This is a genomic window from Actinomyces urinae (genome assembly GCF_900119695.1).
Taxonomy (GTDB): domain Bacteria; phylum Actinomycetota; class Actinomycetes; order Actinomycetales; family Actinomycetaceae; genus Gleimia; species Gleimia urinae.
Map to the genome: position 1 here is coordinate 1,187,571 of NZ_LT632547.1, position 20,583 is coordinate 1,208,153.

The window sequence follows — 20,583 nt, forward strand, 5'->3', positions numbered from 1 at the left end:
CCCTGCGTCCACGATTTCAGTGAGGCTACGCTAGAGACGCGCTCTGTTTTGCACAGAGGCGCGGTTATCAACAGTTACTGAGGGAAACAGTTAATACCGGTAAGGTTATCCCCGAAAGGTCAACTTCAAAAACCCTAAATGTTAATAACTTGTGCATTTTCGGTGGATAACTGCCATAAATTGTTTAAAACCTGTGGATAACATGTGGATTGTGTGGAAATCGTGTCAACGATGTCCATTCTCAAACCCTTGGAACGGCGCCAAATTATCCACAGTTTTGTTCACACCCTGTGGAACAAAAGTCGAAGGTAAATAGGTGGATAACTTTGACACAACACTCAAGTAAGACTGAACCACAACTTGAAGGTTCACAGCTCAATCGAGAAATTCTGCGTCTCGCTCTCCCTGCACTCGGAGCGCTTTTAGCTCAGCCACTCTTCACTACCATCGACTCAGCCATGGTCGGGCACCTCGGAACGGAGCAGCTAGCGGGCCTCGCCCTCTCTTCGACCATCCTTATGACGGCGGTAGGACTATTCATTTTCCTGGCTTACTCCACAACATCAATCACTGCGCGAGCACTAGGTGCAGGGAATATTGCTTCCGGCTTGCGCGCAGGCATTGAGGCTATCTGGTTGGCCGCACTTCTTGGCGTCATAACCGCGAGCGTTCTCATTATTGCAGCCCCCACCATAATCAGCTGGTTCCGAGCTGACGCTTCGGTTATTCCACACGCCATCGCCTACCTGCAGTACTCGTCACCAGGACTCGTGGGAATGCTCGTAGTGCTTGCCGCGACAGGAACGTTACGCGGCCTTCTCGACACAAAAACGCCGCTGTACGTTGCCACAGCAGGCGCCGGGGGCAACGCAGCTCTAAACGCAATCTTCATTTACGGACTAGACATGGGGATTGCCGGTTCTGGTTTAGGCACCGCAATCGCACAAACCTTGATGGGGATCACCCTAGTGGCGGTAGTGATCAAAGGCGCTCGGCACGAGGGCGTCAGCCTAAAGCCATCATTCGGAGGATTGCTAGGCGCCACAAACGCTGGCCTGCCACTACTTGTGCGCACGCTGACACTGCGCATCGCGATCCTCGCAACCGTTGCTGTAGTTACGCGTGCGGGCGCGGTCGCCCTTGCCGCCCACCAGGTTGTAAACACAGTGTGGAACTTCGCGGCCTTCGCTCTGGACGCCCTTGGAATTTCTGCCCAGTCATTAACCGGCTACTCCATCGGTACCGGAAACCGTGCACGAACCCACGCGCTTGTTCACCGCATTACCATTTGGGGCGTTGCAACTGGCGCTGTGCTCGGACTGGTAATTGTCGCAGCCTCCGGCCTGCTTCCGTGGATCTTCGGTACCGACCCAATCATGCACAGCGCAGCTATGCGCGGACTATGGATTGCCGGCGGGTTCCAAGTTCTGGCCGGTTTTGTTTTCATGATGGATGGCGTATTGATAGGCGCGGGTGACAACCGTTACCTTGCTGTGGCAGGTATTCTCACGCTGGTGCCATACCTGCCCGTTTTGTGGATTATCGTGACGGTTTTCGCGGATGATAAGACCCTGACTGCCGCTACCCAAACCACAGTACTTATGTGGGTGTGGGTAGCTTTTGCAGGGATTTTCATGGGGGCGCGAGCGCTCACTACCGGGCTGCGTGCTCGCGGATCGAAATGGATTGCTCAAGCAGAAAGCACTCAGTAACGCGAGTTTTGGTGGGAGTTGCTCACATTTATTCGCGCGGTCTGGTACATGCGAGACCATCACGGTAGCATGAGAGTTCGGTCCACATTTGTGTACCGATTCGCATATCCCTCCTGTCACGGAACGACCGTGACCGTTGAGACCAGAGGAGGTGGGGAAACATGCGTAAGTACGAACTGATGGTGATCTTCGATCCCACTGTTGATGAGCGCACCGTCGGCCCCTCGATGGAGAAGCTTCTGACCAAGGTAACCGAGGCTGGCGGCTCCGTTGAGAACGTCGACATTTGGGGCAAGCGTCGTCTTGCCTACGAAATCAACAAGCAGTCTGAAGGCATTTACGTGGTTGTAGACATGACCACCACGCCGGAGGTTTCCAAGGAAATCAACCGACTGCTGTCACTGAACGAATCCGTGATGCGCACCAAGCTGATGCGCCCGGAAGCGTAACACTGGATGAGAATCTGAGGAGCCAAAGATGGCTGGAGATACCGTAATCACGATCATCGGCAACCTAACTTCCGACCCGGAGCTTCGTTACACCGCGTCGGGCGCACCGGTTGCTAACTTCACTGTTGCGTCTACTCCGCGTAGTTTTGACCGCAACTCTGGACAGTGGAAGGACGGGGAAACCCTGTTCATGCGCTGCTCCGTGTGGCGCGATGTTGCAGAGAACGTTGCAGACTCCCTCACCAAGGGAACGCGCGTGATTGTTCAAGGACGTCTCCAGCAGCGTTCCTACGAGACCCGTGATGGCCAGCAGCGCACCACCATGGAGCTCGCGGTCGATGAAATCGGCCCGTCGCTCCGTTACGCGCGCACGCAGATTACCCGCAATCCGTCCAACTATGGGGGCGGTAGCGGATACAACCAGGGCGGAATGCAAGATTCCTCTGGTTCGGGCGGACCGTCTTACGGCGGTGACGCTGGCTACGACGCGCCTCAGGGAGGGGCTTCTAATGACCCGTGGGCAACGGGTGGTTCCACGAACTTCGATTCGGAGCCTCCGTTCTAAACGGTTCTTATCTGACTTTGCTCAACAACAAGGGCGCACGCTAGTGCGTGAGATTTTTAGGAGACACCATGGCGAAGCCTCAACTTCGCAATAAGCCGATTAAGAAGAAGGCGAACCCGCTAAAGTCCGCCAAGATTGAAAAGATTGACTACAAGGACACAGCGCTTTTGCGCAAGTTCATTTCGGACCGTGGCAAGATCCGCGCCCGCCGTGTAACTGGCGTGTCCGTTCAAGAGCAGCGAAAGATCGCGAAGGCCGTGAAGAACGCCCGCGAGATGGCTCTGCTGCCGTACTCGAGCTCTGGACGTTAAAGAGGGAGGAGACTGAATAATGGCAAAGCTAATTCTGACCCACGATGTCCCTAACCTCGGTGCTGCTGGTGATGTCGTTACCGTTAAGGACGGCTACGCCCGCAACTACCTAGTTCCACGTCGTCTCGCTGAGCGTTGGACGCCGGGCGCACAGAAGGCGCTGGACAAGATCGCTGAACGTGCACGCGCGAAGGAAATCGCAAACGTGGATGATGCTCGCGAGGTTCGTGACCAGCTTCAGGAAATCAAGTTTGTTGAGATCTTCAAGCTTGCTTCCACCACCGATGCCCTTTACGGCGCTGTCAAGACCGGTGATATTGCTTCCGCTATCAAGGAAGCTTCGGGCATTGACATCGATCGCCGCAAGATCGTCGTGGAGAAGGCTATTAAGTACGTTGGCGACCACAACGTGACCGTTAACCTCCACCCGGAGGTTTCCGCACGAGTCAAGGTTCGTGTAAGCGCCAAGTAGTTTACGCATAAAAGGTGCCGTCCTCATGAGTTTGAGGTCGGCACCTTTTGGTATTTGCGCAGTAGGAGGGAGCCCCAAACTAGGCTTTCTCCCGCTTATGGGTTAATGATCCTCACTGGGTTCAGTTGCTGGCTCGGTGGTCGGAGGATTGGTTGCGTGAGTTTCGTTCGGAGCTTGCGTCTGCGCAGGTTCCTCGTTCCTCTCTGTACTCCTAGTTTCCGTTGCAGTAGTCTCCGTTGGCGGCGTGTACGTTTTGAACGTGGATTTACGGAAATCAGGCTTGTACCAGTCAAACTCCGCGACTTCGTACTTGTCGATAGCTTTCAACATATACGTTTGCCACACGGTGCCTGGCCATGTGGATCCGGTAACTTCGTATTCTCCACCGAATGGGCTGATGGAGACTTCATTACCGTCTTCACCGATCTGGTACATGGACACAACGGTTGCAAGTTGTGGAATTGCACCTGCGAACTGTGCAGAACGGTTTTCTTCAGATGAACCGGTCTTGGCCAGAACGGGTCGACCGATGATCCCAGCTTTTTCACCCGATCCCCACTGAGCACTTGCCTGCATACCAGGCAACGCAGCGGAGATGATTTCGGAGTCGAACACGCGCTCGGTGCTTGTCGGGCCTTGATAAATTTGTTCGCCGTCGTAGCGGGTAACTTCCTTAATTATGTGAGGCGTGCTACGAAGCCCGCCCGACGCGATTGTGGCGTATGCGCGGGTGAGGTCCAGATTATGTGGTGATGCTGATCCGAGGACATTGCGGATCGTGTCGTCAAGGCCCAGAGTGTCTTCTGGAAGGCCAAGCTTAACCGCGGCCTCGCGCGTCTTGCCCGGCCCCATCTCGTTATTCATTTCAACAAATGGGGTGTTGATGGATAGCGCGGTTGCACGAATCATATTGACGTAGCCGTACGAGTAGTCCCCATAGTTACTGAGTGGAGGCGTAACTTCCCCGGTGCGCTTGTCGGTGATTTGTAGCGGCGAGTTACCGTTGTACATATCCTCGATTGTTCCGCCGGCCTGCATGTATGCGATGAGGCCGAATGGCTTCATCGTTGATCCTGCCATCGCCCTGTCCTGAGTAACGGAGTTGGATTGGCGTTCTTGATAGTCAGCTCCAGCAAATTCGGCCAGTATTTCTCCGTTGGCCGGGTTAATGGAAGAAAGCGCCACCTGAAGCCCTGCATTGTGATCGTCAGGCAGCTCGTTAACGGCCTCAACGGCAAAGTTTTGCAGGTCCTTATCTAGAGTTGTGACAATCACGTAGCCGCCCGAATCTAGCTGTTCGGGCGTGATGCCTGCACGGCTTTCCAGCTCGGTGCGAATCTGTTGCATTAGATGACCCTTCCAGCCAGTCATGCTGGTTTCAGATTGCGGGTCAATGGTTTCTGGGAAGGCAGCGTTGTCAGCTTCGTCCTGCGTAATCCACCCATCTTCAACCATGTGCTTCAGGACGCGATCAAAGCGGGCTTCAGCCATGTCGGGGTCTACTGCAGGATCCCACGCAGAGGGTGCGGGAATGATGCCGGAAAGCATGGCTGATTCGCTCAATGTCAGATCTATCGCGGAATGTCCAAAGTACTTGAGAGAGGCTTCTTCGATGCCGTATGCCCCGCGCCCAAAGTAGATGGTGTTCAAATAGTTTTCCAGGATTTCGTCCTTGGATTGCTGCCTGTTGATTTTGAGGGCCAGCAGGGCTTCTTTAATTTTGCCCGGGATACTTGTGGTGGTGTCCAGGTAGTAGCGCTCTACGTATTGCTGACTGAGGGTGGAGGCACCCTGCAGAGAACCACCGCGTACGTTGTTGATAAAAGCGCGGGCTACGCCCTTCAGGTCAATACCGGAGTTGGTGTAGAAGGTGCGATCCTCTGACGCTATGACGGCTTTCCCAACGTAGTCGGGGATGGTTGAGGTATCGATGATGGTGCGGTCAATTTCAGCAAAGGTACCAAGTTCGGTTTCGCCATCTGAGTAGAAGACGCTCGTCTTTTGCGCCATCGCGAACTCTCCCGGCTTTGGCACAGTGACAGAGGCGTAGGCGAGCATAAACCCGATGGATCCAAGAATGATCATCGTGAGAATGGTGATGAGAATGCCGATTCCAATGCGAGCGCCGGTAGATTTCTTCTTTTTCCCGCTTTTTGCTTTCTTCGCATTTTTGTTGGCGGGTTTATTTGCGGTTTTATTCGCTGCTTTACCGCTCGGTTTACTCACATTGTTGGCGTTTTTTTGAGGCGCAGAAGGTGTCGTGACACCCGGTTTTCTTCGGGGGCGCTTGGGAATAGAAGAGGACGCCTTAGAGGAGGTGTTGGCGGTTGTGCCTTTTTGGTGGATGGAACGACGCGAAGGCAGCCCGGAGGGTTTTCGGCTGCTGTTTTTGTTAGGTTCGCGACTGTCAGCCATGTGAACCACCTTTCTAGAGCATTGCCCGGCGGTAATCGGGGGCCGGGTTCCTCGTTTCGTCTATGTAGTAATTGTGCACGGTTTTATTGCGATTCCCACCATTTTAGTAGTTCGTGTTCGGCTTCCGCTTTGCCAAGCGGGCCTCGTTCCATGCGTAGTTCGAGGAGATATTTGTATGCTTTTCCAACTTGAGGACCGGGCTTTAGGCCTAGCAGGTGCATGATTTCACCGCCGTCAAGGTCAGGCCGTACCGCGTCAAGTTCCTCTTGTTTTTTAAGTTCGCGAATGCGATTTTCGAGGTCGTCGTAGGCGGCTTGGAGGTAGGCGGATTTGCGTTTGTTGCGCGTGGTGCAGTCGGCGCGGGTGAGGCGGTGAAGGTATTCGAGGTAGGGACCGGCGTCGGTGACGTACCTGCGCACGGCAGAGTCGGTCCACTGTTGTTCGCCGTAGCCGTGGAATCGTTGATGCAGGCGCACTAGTTCAACAACGGCTTTGGTGGTGGCTTTGTCAAAGCGGAGGGCAACCATGCGTTTTTTGGTCATTTTCGCGCCGACAATTTCGTGGTGGTGGAAGGTGACGGTGCCGTCGGGTTCGAATCTGCGCGTGGCGGGTTTGCCGATGTCGTGCATGATGGCAGCGAACCTAAGAATGAAATCGGGGCCGGGAACAGGCCCTTCGGGACCGGTTTCAAGGGCGATTGCGTGTTCGAGGACAGTGAGGGTGTGCTCGTAGACGTCTTTGTGCCTATTGTGTTCGTCTTTGAGATCTTGGAGGTTCGACAGTTCGGGCAAGACGATGTCGGCGACCGTGGTGTGGACCATGAGTTCGAGGCCGCGCCGCGGCTTAGGGGATGTCAGTAGCCGTTCAAACTCAGAGCGGATGCGTTCTGCGGAGACAATTTCGAGGCGGCACGCTTGCTGCTCCATGGCTTTCATGACGTCTTCGGAAACGTCAATGCCAAGCTGGGCACTGAACCGTGCGGCACGCATGATGCGTAGGGGGTCGTCGTCAAAGGATTGCGTGGCGGTGACGGGCGTGCGCAAAATGGCGTCTGCTAGGTCTTGGAGGCCACCGTGCGGGTCTATGAGTTCAAGATCGGGCAAGGTGATGGCGCAGGCGTTGACGGTGAAGTCTCGTCTGGTGAGGTCACCTTCTAGTGTGTCGCCGTATTCGACTTGGGGTTTACGCGAGTTCGGGTCGTATGCCTCTGTGCGGTATGTGGTGACCTCAACTTGAAGGTCGCCTTTGCGCGCCCCGATGGTGCCGAAGGCTTTGCCGACGTCCCAGGTTTTGTCGCCCCAGATGCCAAGGAGGCGTTCCGTGTCGTCAGGCCTGGCATTGGTGGTGAGGTCAAAGTCGTGCGGTGTTACGGCAAGAAACGCGTCGCGAACTGGTCCGCCCACAAGGGCGAGTTCAAATCCGGCCTCGTGAAATACGTGGCCAAGTTCAATGATTTGTGAGGGAAGTTCGGCGAGAGCTTTTTGGGCGTTGCTACGAAGCAGTTCAAGGTCGCCGCATCCTACAGCGTCAAGTGCGTTCGCGTTTTGGCTTGCCTGAGTTACCCGTTTGTTGGTTTCTTGTTCCTTTAGCATCCCTATTAGCGTGCCATGAATCCTCACAATTCGGTATATCGGACGCGCCACGTCATAGAGTAGGAGCATGGATATTCATGACGGCACTCCTCGGATGGGTGTTCCGCGTCCCCCGCGCCGCCATTTTGCGGTACGTGGGTTTAGGGTGAGCGCGCGGCATTTGCCGGTTGTGGATGAGACGTCAGCTGGCGGTCTTGTGATTAAGGTGCGCGAGGGCGTTCCGTGGGTGGCGGTGATTGCGCGCCGCAATCGGGCGGGCAATATCGAGTGGTGTTTACCGAAGGGCCATCTTGAACGCGGCGAGTCGGCGGAAGAGGCAGCGGTTCGCGAGATTACTGAGGAAACTGGCATTACGGGCCGGTTGGTGACGGGTTTGACGTCGATTGATTACTGGTTTTCTACGGGGGATCGTCGGGTACATAAGGTAGTGCACCATTATTTGTTTGAGTACGTGTCCGGCGAGGTTACCGTGGAGAACGATCCGGATCAGGAGGCCGAGGACGCTGCCTGGTTCCCGTTGGATAAGGTTTCTCGAATGTTGGCGTATCCAAATGAGCGGCGCGTGGTGGCAATCGCGTTGGATTTGCTGTACCCAGAGGCGAACGTGTGAGCGGGCGTTTTAGAGGCGTTGCGGTTTTGCTGGCGGGAGCTTTGGTTTCCGCGATTTGCGGCGTTTTTGGGGGTTTCGAGGCGGTGGCAGCCCCTGCCGCCCCCGAGTCCGAGTACATCGTGGAGATTGATGATCTGGCGCCTCGTGTGGTGACGAATCAGAAAAGTGTGAAGGTTTCGGGCACGGTTAGTTTTGGGAAGGCGCAAAGCGAGGCGACCTTGAGCGTGTTTGTACGCGCGGATTCGATGGTGACGGTAGCAGATGCGAAGGCGTATTTGGAGGACTTCAATTTCGCGGGTGATTTTGTTGCTTCTGCGACGTTGAAGGATGTAAAGGCGGGCACGCCAACTCCGTTCTCAATTTCTATCCCGGCGGACGATTTGCCGTTCTATACCCCGTTTTTTTGGGGTCCAAGAGGCATTGAGGTGCGGGCTGAGGCAGAAGGTCATGTGGCCTCGGACAGGTCTTTGTTGCTGTGGGATTCGGGTTACGAGGTCCAGCCTTTGAACCTGTCTGTGGTCAGTTCAATTGCTATGGGCGTGGATGAAACTGACCAGGGGGTTAGGGCGACGAATACACCTGCCGAGCAGGTCCGTGTGGTGCAGAGTTTGGCTGGAGTTGAGGGCGTGACGCTTGCGGTTGGAGCGGGTTTGCTTGAGCAGGAGGATTTCGTTCAGGGCCTGGTGAAGGCGGGTGCGGGTCCGGTGATTTCGTTGCCGGCGGCTGATGCGGATGTGACTGGTATTGCTCATCTTTCGCAACGTTCACAGATTGTGCAGTTGGTGCAAGATTCGAAGTCGGCAGCAAATCTGCCGGTGGCACACGGGGCCGGTTTGCAGATTTTAGATGACTTTGTTGTGCCCGAGGTGGAAGAGCTTGACCGCCCGGTTGTGGATTTGTGGGCCAATCAGACGGTTGTGAGCACAGGCCAGGGTCTGACGCCTTTGGATGTCCTAACTTATGACCCGTCCGCGTGGTCTCGCTACGACGCGCAGACCGGTCTTGCGGTGAACGAAGAAGAGCCCGGCACGGACGTCTTGCTTGCACACAATGCGTTGTCGGATCTCCTTTCTTCTTCCGCTACTTCTAAGGCCGATGAGCTGGATGTTCAGCAGATGATTCGTTCTACCACAGCGATTATTACGCGCCAGTTGCCTAACCAGTCACGCACCGTGCTGGCTTTGACGCAGCGTAATCCGGATAGCGAGGTCACCGTGGCCCGGGTGAAGGCGGCGTTGGGAGACCGTTGGGTAAATCCAATCTCGGTAGCGGACGTGAAAGACATGTCAGGTATGCCCGAGCCACGCACTACCCTGCCAGATCTGGTTCCTTCTGCGGGTGGCATCACGGACGCGGAGGTTAGTTCTCTATACGAAGCGATTGAGTCTACGGCCGCAATGACTTCAGCGCTGGAGGATTCGACAGGCACTGTTGCAGAGCAGCGCTCCCGCGTGTTGCTGGCAACGTCTTTGGCGTTGCGGGAACAGCCAGATTTGCGCGCGCGGTTGATTAAGGGAGTGAATGAAGAAGCCGAGGCGCTGGCTACGTCCGTCAAGGTTGAGCAGTCTGCCCCCATCAACCTGTTGGATCGCAAGGCGCATTTGCCCGTACGGGTTAGTTCGGCGCTTGATGAGCCGGTGAATGTGGTTGTGGAGCTGGTTTCACCTGATCCGCGCCTGCAGATCGAGAAGAGTGTTGATGTCAGTGTGCCAGCGCACGGCTCATCGGTGGCGGAGATTCCGGTTCGGGCAATTGGTTCGGGTAATGTTGCCGTTCAGGTTAAGGTGAAGGGTCCAAATGACCTCGTAATCGATGATGCGGCGCGGCTACAGATTCGCGTTCGCGCGGAATGGGAGTCTATGGGTACGCTCATTCTCTCGATTGCCTTGGCGCTTTTGCTGGCGGCGGGGATTTGGCGCACTATTAGGCGAGGCCGCCGCGTGGATATCGCCGAGGAAGACGCAAGCGGCGGTTTGGAAACACCGCATGTGAACGAGGGTGCGCCTACTGATTTGAGTTTGGGAGGACATGATGAGTGAGGCCGAGTTGGCTGGCGATCACGATCAGCCGGTGGGTGATCCGAAAGAGTCCTCCCTGTTTAGGTCTTCGGCGATAATGGCGCTGGGCACCACTTTTTCACGAGGGCTTGGCTTTTTGCGTACTGCGTTGCTTCTGGCCGCGTTGGGTGCGGCGGGGGCGAATGATGCGTTTAACGTAGCGAATACGTTGCCCAACGTGGTGTTTAACCTGTTGGCAGCGGGTTTGCTGGATGCGATTCTGGTGCCGCAGATTGTGCGGGCATTTAAGACGAGGTCTGGCTCGGACTACGTGAATCGCCTGTTGACGCTGGCTGGCTTGATCATGTTCAGCATCACGATAGTGATGGTTGCGGCCGCAGGCATATTGGTGAATTTGACAGCTGGTTTGATGGCTCCGGCGTGGAAGTCGCTGGCAATAGTGTTTGCCATTTGGTGTCTGCCCCAGATTTTCTTTTACGGCATATATGCCCTCCTGGGCGAATTTTTGAACGCGCGCGGCATTTTTGGCCCCTATATGTGGACACCGGCGGTTAATAATGTGATCGCAATTATCGGCTTGATCGTGTTCATTGCGGTGTACGGTGCGGCCTCGGATGTGAATGACCCGTCGGTTTGGGATTTCCAACGAACGGCGCTTTTGGCGGGGCCGGCAACGTTGGGTGTGATTGCGCAGGCGCTGCTGTTGATTATCCCTCTCCGGCGCGCAGGTGTGCGGTTGCGGTTGGATTTTCATTTCCGAGGCACCGGCTTGCGCCGAGCGTCAAAGATTGCGGGCTGGGTGTTCGCAACCCTAGTTGTGGGCCAAGTGGGATACCTGTCTACGTCGAACATCGCAGCAGCAGCTAACGCGTGGAGTACGCAAACCGGTGTTTTTGCGGCATCCACTGCGGCACTGGGCATTACGTTTACGGTGTATATGCTCCCTCAATCGATAGTTTCGGTTTCGATTGCTACAGCGCTGTTTACAAAGATCGCGTCGGCGGCCGCTGATGGCGACCAGGAGAGCATGGTGCGCAATTATCAGATTGGCGTGCGCTCATCACTGTTGTTGACGATGTGGATGGCAGCGATTCTGGGTGCGGCGGCGATCCCGGTTTTCCAAATTCTGGGGCCTTCTAACGCGATTTCAGAGATGGTTGCGTACGCGAACGCTCTGGTGATTATTTTGCCGGGCCTTGCGGGCGCCGTGGTGGTTATTTTCAGCCAACGCGTTTTTTATTCGATGGAGGACGGCAGGCCCGTCTTTTACACGGTGCTTTGGCCAACGCTCGGCCAGGTGGTTTTAGGCTGGGCATTGATGATGTTCCTCCCTCCGGTGTACTGGCTGTTTGGGGCGCTATTTGCCGAGACTGTCTCGCGCATTGTGCAAGGTGTTTTGTCGACGTATTTTGTTCGCGCCAGGTTGCCGCAGGCAAATCCGTGGGTGGTCGTCGGCGATATGGTGAAGTATGGCGCGATAGCGGTTGGAGCTGGCCTGCTAGGTATGGGGGCGCTACATTTTGTGGGAGCGTTTGACACTTCAAGCACGGTAACGGGCGCAATTTGGGGTGGCCTCTGGCGTGCGGTTCTGGTGGCCGTGGTGGTGAGCGTCGGATACTTCTCGCTCATAGCAACGCTTGATCGCCAAAATTTCCAGACCGCTTTAGGGATGTTGGGCTCGCGAATCCCATATTTCCGAAGGTTTGCATCCGAGGGGGCAGCTCCGGGCGGCGGTGAAGGCTTCACCGACAACGGGTAGCCCCGCGTGCCGTTCTAACTGAGGATCTGACTTGCTAGAGCCCCACTGCTGGCGGGTTTTGAGCGACACTGGGCGGCGGCGCGGGCTTGCTCTACGCACGTGTATTAGTCTTGCAGTTGATGTTATTGAGGGGGCTCTATGTCTAAAGACGATCTTGGGTCGAATGAGGATTTCGATTCTGAGCAGGATCGCGGCGATCAGTTTACGCCGGAGCAGACCAGTGGATCTTTTGATGCCCTGCTTGAGGATTTGAACGAGAAAATGGTTTCAGGTCGCTTGGCGAGTCGTTTGCGCAACTCCATTTCGCGGACAGGACGACGCGGCAAGGAAACTTCAGAGACTGATGAAGATCTGAATGGCAACGCGCCCGCCTCCGATGATGAGGCGCCCGATGCGCACATCGAGGACAACGACGCTAACGAAGGCTCGGATGATACGCGAAAATTCATCTCATCTTTGGACGAGCGTTTCCCCAGCGTGCGCTCGCCGAAAATGCCCCCTCCACCCACACCTGAAGATGAAGCTCAGACTTCGGACTCTACTGAGGAAACTCAGGCAACGTCCGATTCGGATGATGATCTAGGCGAGGATTCCGTCGCCGATCATTCACTCACAGAAGAAACCAAGCATTTAGCAAATATTTCAAAAAGCTTTATTAAAGCGAAGGCTGCGAAGATTGCCGCAGCAGCGGCTGCGAGGGAAAACGCTCGCCGGGCCAAAGCGGAGTCCAAGCGCCTGGAAAAGCTTGCGAAGGAGGAGGAAGAGGAGCTTCTACAGCCCGTAGAAACCGGCTGGGGCAGTATCCTTGATGATGCCGTTTTTGACTTGGACATTTCCGAAAGTTCGTCCGCAGCTGCCAATTCTTCCAACGACGAGAGCGCGGCGCCGGTCTCGAAGAAGGACGAATCTGGCCGCGAGCGCTCTTCTACGAGCATTCCGAAGGCAGCGCCAACAGGTGAACCGGTACGGATGGCTGGGGATACAGACAGCTTGAAGGCCGTCGATTCGGATTTGCCGAAGAAGGTTAGCTTCACGCGGCGTGGCTCCTCGATTATGAAACTGCCTTCGGGCACGCGGGTTATTCAAAACTCGATGCGTTCGGTTCGTTCCACTGTGGATGCTTTGAACGAGGGGCAGAGTATCGACCCAACTCGGCCTACGATTGCGCTATTTGCGACGCTGATGGTGGCAGCAACGATCGTGTCACTAACTACGATGGCTGGCACGCACACGTTCTCTTCTTCGATTTTGAACATTGAGCCAAAGCCAACTGAAGTTGTTGAGGCTACGGAGGAGGCGCCGTCGGAAGCTCCTACTCCGCCGCCTGCGGGCGCACCCAAGATCGCTTCGATTGACGTTGTTTCATACAACAATGACGATGGTGACCACCCAGAATGGGCGCAATACCTGTTTGATGGGGATCAGTCCACGAGGTGGCAAACGCGCTACTTTGCCCAGCCCGAACTGCCTGAGGATAATCGCATTCGCCTGGTAATTCATTTGGAAGAAGAAAGCTCTGTTGAGAGCGTGAGCTTCCAGGGTCCGGTCGACGGCGGGCAAGTCGATCTGCGGGTTAATGATGGTTCGGATCCGTTTGCAACGCCCGTTTTGACGTCGTCGAAGATGGCTAAGACCACTACTCTCGCGCCTTCCGAACCCGCTGTGGGAACCACGGTGACGTTAGATTTCGTAGCTCTTCCCACGGATGACGAGGGGCAGTTCCGCGCAAAGATTGACGAGCTCACTCTCAACTAGCCGTGAATCAACTCTCAAATAGACGGTCGTCGAGTTTTTATGCGCCGCGCGTGAAATATTTACGCGCACGGAGCGGTTAGTTAGAGTGTTGTTGCGTGTAGGCCTTTTGTTTTGCACAGAAAGTTGTTTGTCTCATGGTCCATGATCTGATCATTGTTGGTTCCGGTCCCGCTGGTTATACCGCAGCTATTTATGCATCGCGTGCGGGTTTGAAGCCGATTGTTTTTGCCGGCTCATTTACGGCTGGCGGAGCCCTCATGAACACCACCGAGGTGGAGAACTTCCCCGGTTTTCCCGAGGGAGTGATGGGTCCGGAGCTCATGGTAAAGATGCAGGAACAGGCCGAGAAGTTTGGTGCTGACGTGCGGATGGAGGACGTGGAGCGCCTTGACCTTTCAGAAGATGTGAAGGTTGTTGTTTCGGACGGCGAGGAGTTCCAGGCTCGCGCGGTGATTGTGGCGACGGGCGCCGCGTACCGCACGCTGGGTTTGGAGGGTGAGCAGACTTACGCTGGTCGCGGGGTTTCATACTGCGCTACGTGTGATGGTTTCTTCTTCCGCGATAAGCAGATTGCCGTTGTGGGCGGTGGTGATTCCGCTATGGAAGAGGCCCTGTTCTTGTCGCGGTTTGGCAAGGTTACGGTGATTCATCGTCGCGACGAGCTTCGCGCTTCGAAGATTTTGCAGGAGCGCGCGCTTGCGGATCCGAATATTTCGTTCGCGTGGAACTCTGTTGTTGTGGACATGAAGGGTGAGACGAGCCTGCAGAGTCTGATTCTTGAGGATACGGTTACGGGTGAGCGCCGCGAGCTTGACACTGACGGTCTGTTTATTGCTATCGGTCATGATCCGCGTACGGAACTGGTGAAGGACCAGCTTGAGTTGGAAGGCGCCTACATCAAGGTGGCTGATCCCACTACGAACACTTCCGTTCCGGGCGTGTTTGCGTGTGGCGATGTTGCAGATCCCCGTTATAGGCAGGCCATCACGGCTGCTGGTACGGGCGCGAAGGCCGCCCTTGATGTACAGCATTACCTGGAGAACCTGTAGATAGTTGTAACGCTTAGTTAGGGGTTAAGAATGGCTGAGACAATCGAGGTTTCGGATGCCAATTTCGAAGACGCGGTGAAGAGCTCTGCGTTGCCGGTGCTGGTTGATTTTTGGGCGCCATGGTGCGGCCCATGCCAGCAGATGTCTCCGATTTTGGATGAGATTGCAAACGAACTTTCAGACAAGATTGTTGTTGGCAAGGTAAACGTCGATGATAATCCCACGCTCGCCACGAAGTTCGGAATCGTTTCGATTCCTACAATGATCCTGTTTAAGGGCGGCGAAGCGGTCAAAACAATCGTTGGTGGTCGCGCGAAGGCCAAGCTGAAGGCCGATATCGAGTCTGGTTTGTAGTTGCAGACCTGAAGCGCCGTCTTATTTTTGAGGTTTTTCTTTGGTTCCTTGTGATTTGGGTGGCACAATCAAGAGATAAGAACTTTCCCTTCGCTTTGAAAGATTGACTACATTGGTTGAACGTCCAGATCCGCATTCCGATTCAGGTACTTGGCTAGATCCCTGGCACGGAGCGTATGCGGCGCGAGCTCATGGGTTGCGTTCGTCAGAAATCCGCGCTCTGTTTGCCGTGGTCTCGAGGCCAGAAGTAGTGTCTTTGGCTGGAGGCATGCCAAACATTAAGGATTTGCCTCTGGATTCGTTGGCTGAGTCTGCTCGCACGCTCATTTCTCGTCACGGCGCGCAGGCTATGCAATACGGCTCGGGCCAGGGGTGGGAGGATCTTCGCCAGCGCATCACTGAGGTGATGACGTATGACGGTATTAATGCAGATCCTGATGATGTGGTTGTCACCACCGGTTCGCAGCAGGCTTTGGATCTGGTTTCTGAGATTTTCTTGGAGAAGGGCGACGTCGTGCTGGCGGAGGCTCCCTCGTATGTGGGCGCGCTCGGCACGTTCCGCGCGTACGAGGGCGAAGTTGTCCACGTGGACATGGACGAGGATGGCCTGATTCCCGAAGCTCTTGAAGAGATGATCCGCCACCTTCGCGCACAAGGGCGTCGGATTAAGTTCTTGTACACGATCCCGAATTTCCACAATCCGGCGGGCGTAACTCTTTCGGAGCAGCGCCGTCCTGTAATCGTCGAGATTTGTCGCCGCGAGCATATTTTGATTGTTGAGGACAATCCATACGGCCTGCTTGGGTTCGACTCGGATCCACTTCCAGCGCTACAGTCTTACAATCCCGAGGGCGTGGTTTATCTGGGCTCGTTCTCGAAGATGTTCGCTCCTGGTTTCAGGATCGGCTGGGCGCTTGCTCCGCACGCTATTCGCAACAAGCTGGTTTTAGCTTCGGAGTCTGCGATTCTTTCGCCGTCTATGGTTGGGCAGATGGCTATTGAACAGTATTTGTCTGATTATGACTGGTACGGCCAGGTTAAGGTTTACAGGCAGATGTACCGGGATCGTTGCAACGCGATGATGACCGCGTTGCAGGACTTCCTACCTGATTTGCAGTGGACCACTCCGAAGGGTGGTTTTTACACGTGGGTGACGTTGCCGGAGGGCCTGGATGCAAAGGCGATGCTTCCGCGCGCGGTCACAGGATTGGTCGCGTATGTTTCGGGTACGGCGTTTTACGCTGATGGCAGAGGGGGCGACCACATGAGGCTCTCGTTCTGTTATCCGCCGCCCGAGGAGATTCGTGAGGGCGTTAGCCGCCTGTCTCGCGTGATTAATGCGGAACGCGAGCTGGTTGAAATGTTTGGCACAAATGATCGCGCAGAGTTGCCCGATGACGCGGTGTCAGCGCCGGCTCCAGATCAGGTTTAAGTAAGGAGATCGCTGTGTCTGAAGCTTTAAAGATTTTGGTTGTTTCTGGCGGTTTGACGCACGAGCGCGACGTTTCGCTACGGTCGGGGCGACGGGTGGCTACAGTACTTCGCCATGCCGGCCATACGGTTGAGGTTTGCGATCTGAATTCTCAGTTTTTACCTACGGTTGCTGAGTTCGAGCCGGATGTGGTGTGGCCACTGATTCACGGTTCAGTGGGCGAGGATGGCTCGGTTCAGGATCTTCTTGAGCTAATCTCATTCCCCTACGTGGGTTCCACAGCAGCTTCGTGTGCCTTGGCGTCTAGTAAGCCAACAGCTAAGTCTTTGGCGCGGTTGAGCGGGGTGAGGACTCCAAGGTGGCTATCACTCAAGCAGGCTTTGTTCCGCCAGGTGGGAGCCCCCGCAATCATCCAGTCGATTGAAAATAATGAAGCCGGGCTTACTTTCCCTCTGATAGTGAAGCCTTCGGATGGTGGCTCTGCGCTTGGTCTGTCAAAGGTTTTCAACGAGGAGGAGCTCCGCTCGGCGATGGTTGATGCTTTCGCCTACGGAGACACCGTGATGGTTGAGCAGTTCGTTCCGGGCAAGGAAATCGCGGTTTCGGTGCTTGATCTTGGCGAGCCGGTGGCGCTACCTCCGGTAGAGATCGAAACTGATGACGGCAGGTACGATTATGACGCCCGCTACAACACGGGTCGATCTAAGTTTTTTGTACCCGCTCGTCTTTCCGAGGAGGAGCTAGCAGCTGTAAGCGATGTAGCGTTGGGAGTCCATAAGACTGTGGGAATGCGGCACTTGTCGCGTATTGATCTCATCCTTGGTGAAGACGGCACGGTCTGGTTCATTGACGCCAACGTGAGCCCGGGTATGACGGACACTTCCCTATTCCCGCTTGCCGCTGAGGAACACGGAAGTCTTAGCGATGTATTGGAAGATATAGCGCTGTACGCGGCGAGTAATCGGGACTAGGACCTGATGTAACACTTCTCTTTCTGGTCAGCTCTTTAAGGGCTGGCCAGAATTGTTTCACGTGAAACAATTGGTCCGGCAGAACAGCTCCACACAAAATAATTCCGCACATATAACTTCAGTGTTCTTAGCTTCGATCTACATGGTTCCTGCTCAAGTCATGCAATGAGTGGCACATTTGGCAGACCGCTTCAACTGTTCGATCCACTAGACAGCTGACACGAAACCCGGTTCATTTACAGAATTAGATCCTCTAAGCATGTCGCTTTAGAGGAATCCCGCAAATAGTGCGATGTTCAAGCAGATGAGTTCATGTGCGTTTCAAGAGCGGTAAGCAAATTGTTTCACGTGAAACAATTTGCGGACCAACATCGATCGGGAGACTACCTTCAACCGATTAGTCATTGACCCAACGAGTGTCCGCAAATGTCTCAGCGTTTTGCGTAACGCACACACTGTCTTGCCGGTAGCTATTGACTTCACGACCCGTTACACTCTGCAACACAGCGTCATATATCGGTTCGTGTCCACTCTAGCCACCACACGATTTGGGACGGGAGCTAATCAACTTGTAGCTGCGAGCATGCCACTGAACTAGATGCTGGCATGAACGAGATGCTAACGCTGAACGTGCCGCCTGTCATGAAACCAATTGTTTCACGTGAAACAATTGGCAGTGCACACGAAACAAAACCGTGCAGATCGAGTTACCACACACTACGGCGTAGACATCCATCCGGCAAGTACACGACGACCCTTAGCCGCGGAGATTGACGATTACTTGAGTAATTCTCTCCAGGTCCTCTGCACCGGCGTACTCAATGGAGATGCGCCCTTTATGTTTACCTTCAACTACTGTCACACGCGTGTCCAGCAAGTCTGTGAGGCGTTCTATTACGTTCGAGGCGTTTTCCGACAGAGGCCGTGGAATACGCTTTGCGCTCTTCTTCGTAGCAGTGTTAGAGACTTCTCCTAATGCCACAATCTCTTCCGTTGTGCGAACTGACAGGCCTTCCGCGATGATGCGATCGGCGAGGGCATCCATCTGTGCAACGCTTGGCAGGCCAAGAAGTGCACGCGCGTGTCCCGCACTGAGCACGCCCGCAGCCAGCTTGCGCTGAACCGAAGGAGGAAGCTTCAACAGTCGTAACGAGTTCGCGATTTGCGGCCTTGAACGCTTGATTCGTTCTGATAACTCCTGCTGCGTGTACCCAAAATCTGACATTAGTTGCGCGTACGCATTTGCTTCTTCAATCGGGTTCAACTGCGAACGGTGCAGGTTCTCCACCAAAGCTTCACGTAGTAGCTCATCATCTTCGGTGTTGCGCACAATCGCGGGGATCGTCTGTGCGCCCGCAAGCTTTGAAGCGCGAAGTCTTCGTTCGCCCATGATCAGTTCGAACTTAGGGAGCCTATCCAGACCCTCGGCCTTTCGCTGTTCAACGAGTTCCTGATAACGGTGGGCACCACCATCAATTTCACGTACAACGATAGGTTGCAGAACGCCGATTTCCTTAATCGACTCAGACAGTTCTGCTAGTTCGAACTCGTCAAAAATTTCGCGTGGTTGCTTAGGGTTAGGCACCACTAAATCAATGTCTATCAACGTGAAGTAAACTCCGGGAACCTCTACCAGATCTGGCGCATCATAGGTCGTTACCTCGGCATCCCTAGCTTCAGTGCCCTCCGGAATAATGTCTGCAAATAGGGGACGCTTTTCACGGCCAGAGCCGCCGCCACTAACAGCGCTGGAGCCAGAGTTCAAGGGACCTCCGGAGCCTGTAGTGCCACCGGAGCCAGCGCCCACCGGAGCCAGCGAAGCAGAACCTACATCTCCACGAGCCGCACGTGCATCATCAGCAGATGCGCGCCTCTTCGAGGACTTCGTTGACGAAGAAGAACGCGCTTGACTTCGCTTAGAAGCGCCATCAGCCGCCGAACCACTCTTAGTTGCTCCCTTGGCCACGGTGCTCTTCCCTCGCGTCCCGCGACCCTTGCGTGGTGCTGGCTTCAAAAGATCAGCGGAGAGAGACTGAGAACGTCTTTCTCCCGAGTCCTTACCCGAGCCACCCGCGAAAAATAGGTCGGAGGGCCGGCCAACGTTATCCTCGTGTGTAATTGTTTCACGTGAAACATTTGCATCTCGTTCCGGAATTAGGGAACCAAGCCCGCGCCCCAGTGCGCGCCTTTCACTCGCCGCCATCTTCTACTCCTAAACTCGCCCAACGCGAAGCCAACTCGTACGCGGCCGCCTTGTAGGCAACAGCGCCCTGGCCGCGTGGATCATGCCCAAAAATACTGGTTCCGAAACTTGGAGCCTCAGAGAGCTTAACCAGGCGCGGAATGTAGTTCTCCAAAACCACTCCTGGGAAATAACGTTTAATCTCGGCGGCTACTTCCGAACTAAGATTTGTACGCCTGTCGTACATCGTTAGCAGGATCGCGCCAATGGTTAAACCCGGATTCAAGTAGTTCTTGATCCGCTCAACGGTATTGACCAACATGGACAGACCTTCCAGCGCGTAATACTCGGTCTGGATCGGCACGATTACTTGATCCGCAGCAACAAAAGAGTTCAGGGTAAGCAGTCCCAGACTTGGCGGACAGTCAATCAGCACAACGTCCACACCTCGATTAACCGCGAGGAAATCCTTAATGGCCTTGCGCAACACGAATTCGCGGCCGTCGACAGTTGAGAGTTCAAGTTCCGCACCAGACAAGTCAATCGTGGCCGGACAAACAAGAAGGTTCTCAGACTCCTCGCACGCGTGTAGACACTCCGCAAGGCTCATCGAGCTGCTCAATACATCATACGTAGAGGGGGTACCCGGCCTGTGGTCCACGCCCAGCGCCGTAGAAGCGTTTCCTTGCGGATCAGAATCAATCACCAGCACGGAAAGGCCTGCTTGAGCTAATGCAACCGAAAGGTTCACCACCGATGTCGTCTTGCCTACTCCGCCCTTCTGGTTCGCGACTGCAACAACCAGCGGTCGCTGAGGACGAGGGAACACAACACCCTCAAGTTGTGCACGCAAACTAGCTGAGCGCGCGATCTCATCTGCAAGGGGACTAGAACCAGTGGTCACCAATGCTCCTTTCAACTACGCCTAGTGTAGTTG

17 protein-coding genes are annotated in these 20,583 nt (G+C 55.0%); 13 read left to right on the plus strand and 4 right to left on the minus strand.

The window, feature by feature from the left end; genetic code table 11:
• Positions 1–290: 290 nt before the first annotated feature.
• From BQ7114_RS06745 to rplI, 5 genes are all read left to right on the plus strand, one after another.
• Complete coding sequence (locus tag BQ7114_RS06745) at positions 291–1,712, plus strand: MATE family efflux transporter (RefSeq protein ID WP_268258627.1); 1,422 nt, start codon at positions 291–293, stop codon at positions 1,710–1,712.
• 161 nt (positions 1,713–1,873) lie between these two features.
• Complete coding sequence (gene rpsF, locus BQ7114_RS06750; RefSeq protein WP_016444431.1) at positions 1,874–2,161, plus strand: 30S ribosomal protein S6; 288 nt, start codon at positions 1,874–1,876, stop codon at positions 2,159–2,161.
• 28 nt (positions 2,162–2,189) lie between these two features.
• Positions 2,190–2,726: a single-stranded DNA-binding protein gene (locus tag BQ7114_RS06755; RefSeq protein ID WP_072343582.1), complete on the plus strand. Its 537-nt coding sequence runs from the start codon at positions 2,190–2,192 to the stop codon at positions 2,724–2,726.
• Between the two features lie 68 nt (positions 2,727–2,794).
• Positions 2,795–3,037 (plus strand): 30S ribosomal protein S18, encoded by a 243-nt coding sequence (gene rpsR / locus BQ7114_RS06760; RefSeq protein ID WP_016444433.1) that lies wholly within the window; start codon positions 2,795–2,797, stop codon positions 3,035–3,037.
• Positions 3,038–3,056: 19 nt separating this feature from the next.
• Entirely contained in the window at positions 3,057–3,509 is a 453-nt protein-coding gene (rplI, locus tag BQ7114_RS06765; protein ID WP_070618843.1) for a 50S ribosomal protein L9, read from the plus strand.
• A 102-nt stretch (positions 3,510–3,611) separates the two neighbouring features.
• Here the strand turns inward: rplI and BQ7114_RS06770 are convergent, their stop codons facing one another.
• Positions 3,612–5,735 (minus strand): transglycosylase domain-containing protein, encoded by a 2,124-nt coding sequence (locus BQ7114_RS06770; RefSeq protein WP_230205996.1) that lies wholly within the window; start codon positions 5,733–5,735, stop codon positions 3,612–3,614.
• A gap of 272 nt (positions 5,736–6,007) precedes the next feature.
• Positions 6,008–7,585: a CCA tRNA nucleotidyltransferase gene (locus BQ7114_RS06775; protein WP_230205997.1), complete on the minus strand. Its 1,578-nt coding sequence runs from the start codon at positions 7,583–7,585 to the stop codon at positions 6,008–6,010.
• Between BQ7114_RS06775 and BQ7114_RS06780 the strand changes: the two genes are divergently transcribed.
• The 8 genes from BQ7114_RS06780 (at position 7,584) to BQ7114_RS06815 (ending at position 17,464) form a co-directional block, all read left to right on the plus strand.
• Positions 7,584–8,126, plus strand: a complete 543-nt coding sequence (locus tag BQ7114_RS06780) for an NUDIX hydrolase (protein WP_072343589.1) — start codon at positions 7,584–7,586, stop codon at positions 8,124–8,126. The genes BQ7114_RS06775 and BQ7114_RS06780 overlap by 2 nt on opposite strands.
• A complete protein-coding gene (locus BQ7114_RS06785) occupies positions 8,123–10,165 on the plus strand; it encodes a DUF6049 family protein (protein ID WP_072343592.1) in 2,043 nt (680 codons plus the stop codon). Before BQ7114_RS06780 ends, BQ7114_RS06785 begins: the two co-directional genes overlap by 4 nt.
• The gene (gene murJ / locus BQ7114_RS06790) at positions 10,158–11,903 is read left to right on the plus strand and encodes a murein biosynthesis integral membrane protein MurJ (protein ID WP_072343595.1); all 1,746 of its coding nucleotides are present in this window, start codon (positions 10,158–10,160) and stop codon (positions 11,901–11,903) included. Before BQ7114_RS06785 ends, murJ begins: the two co-directional genes overlap by 8 nt.
• 138 nt (positions 11,904–12,041) lie before the next feature.
• Positions 12,042–13,658, plus strand: coding sequence for a hypothetical protein (locus BQ7114_RS06795; protein WP_072343598.1), 1,617 nt, complete (start codon positions 12,042–12,044; stop codon positions 13,656–13,658).
• 134 nt (positions 13,659–13,792) lie between these two features.
• On the plus strand, positions 13,793–14,707 hold the full coding sequence (trxB, locus tag BQ7114_RS06800; RefSeq protein WP_072343602.1) for a thioredoxin-disulfide reductase: 915 nt from the start codon (positions 13,793–13,795) through the stop codon (positions 14,705–14,707).
• Between the two features lie 30 nt (positions 14,708–14,737).
• Positions 14,738–15,061, plus strand: coding sequence for a thioredoxin (trxA, locus tag BQ7114_RS06805; protein WP_072343605.1), 324 nt, complete (start codon positions 14,738–14,740; stop codon positions 15,059–15,061).
• Positions 15,062–15,164: 103 nt separating this feature from the next.
• Entirely contained in the window at positions 15,165–16,493 is a 1,329-nt protein-coding gene (locus BQ7114_RS06810) for an aminotransferase-like domain-containing protein (RefSeq protein ID WP_052038971.1), read from the plus strand.
• Between the two features lie 14 nt (positions 16,494–16,507).
• Positions 16,508–17,464 (plus strand): D-alanine--D-alanine ligase family protein, encoded by a 957-nt coding sequence (locus tag BQ7114_RS06815; protein WP_072343608.1) that lies wholly within the window; start codon positions 16,508–16,510, stop codon positions 17,462–17,464.
• A gap of 757 nt (positions 17,465–18,221) precedes the next feature.
• On the opposite strand, the gene BQ7114_RS08810 is transcribed toward BQ7114_RS06815, so the two are convergent.
• Entirely contained in the window at positions 18,222–19,667 is a 1,446-nt protein-coding gene (locus BQ7114_RS08810; RefSeq protein WP_083431780.1) for a ParB/RepB/Spo0J family partition protein, read from the minus strand.
• On the minus strand, positions 19,654–20,550 hold the full coding sequence (locus BQ7114_RS06825) for a ParA family protein (protein ID WP_072343611.1): 897 nt from the start codon (positions 20,548–20,550) through the stop codon (positions 19,654–19,656). The genes BQ7114_RS08810 and BQ7114_RS06825 overlap by 14 nt, the downstream gene beginning before the upstream one ends.
• Between the last annotated feature and the right edge of the window lie 33 nt (positions 20,551–20,583).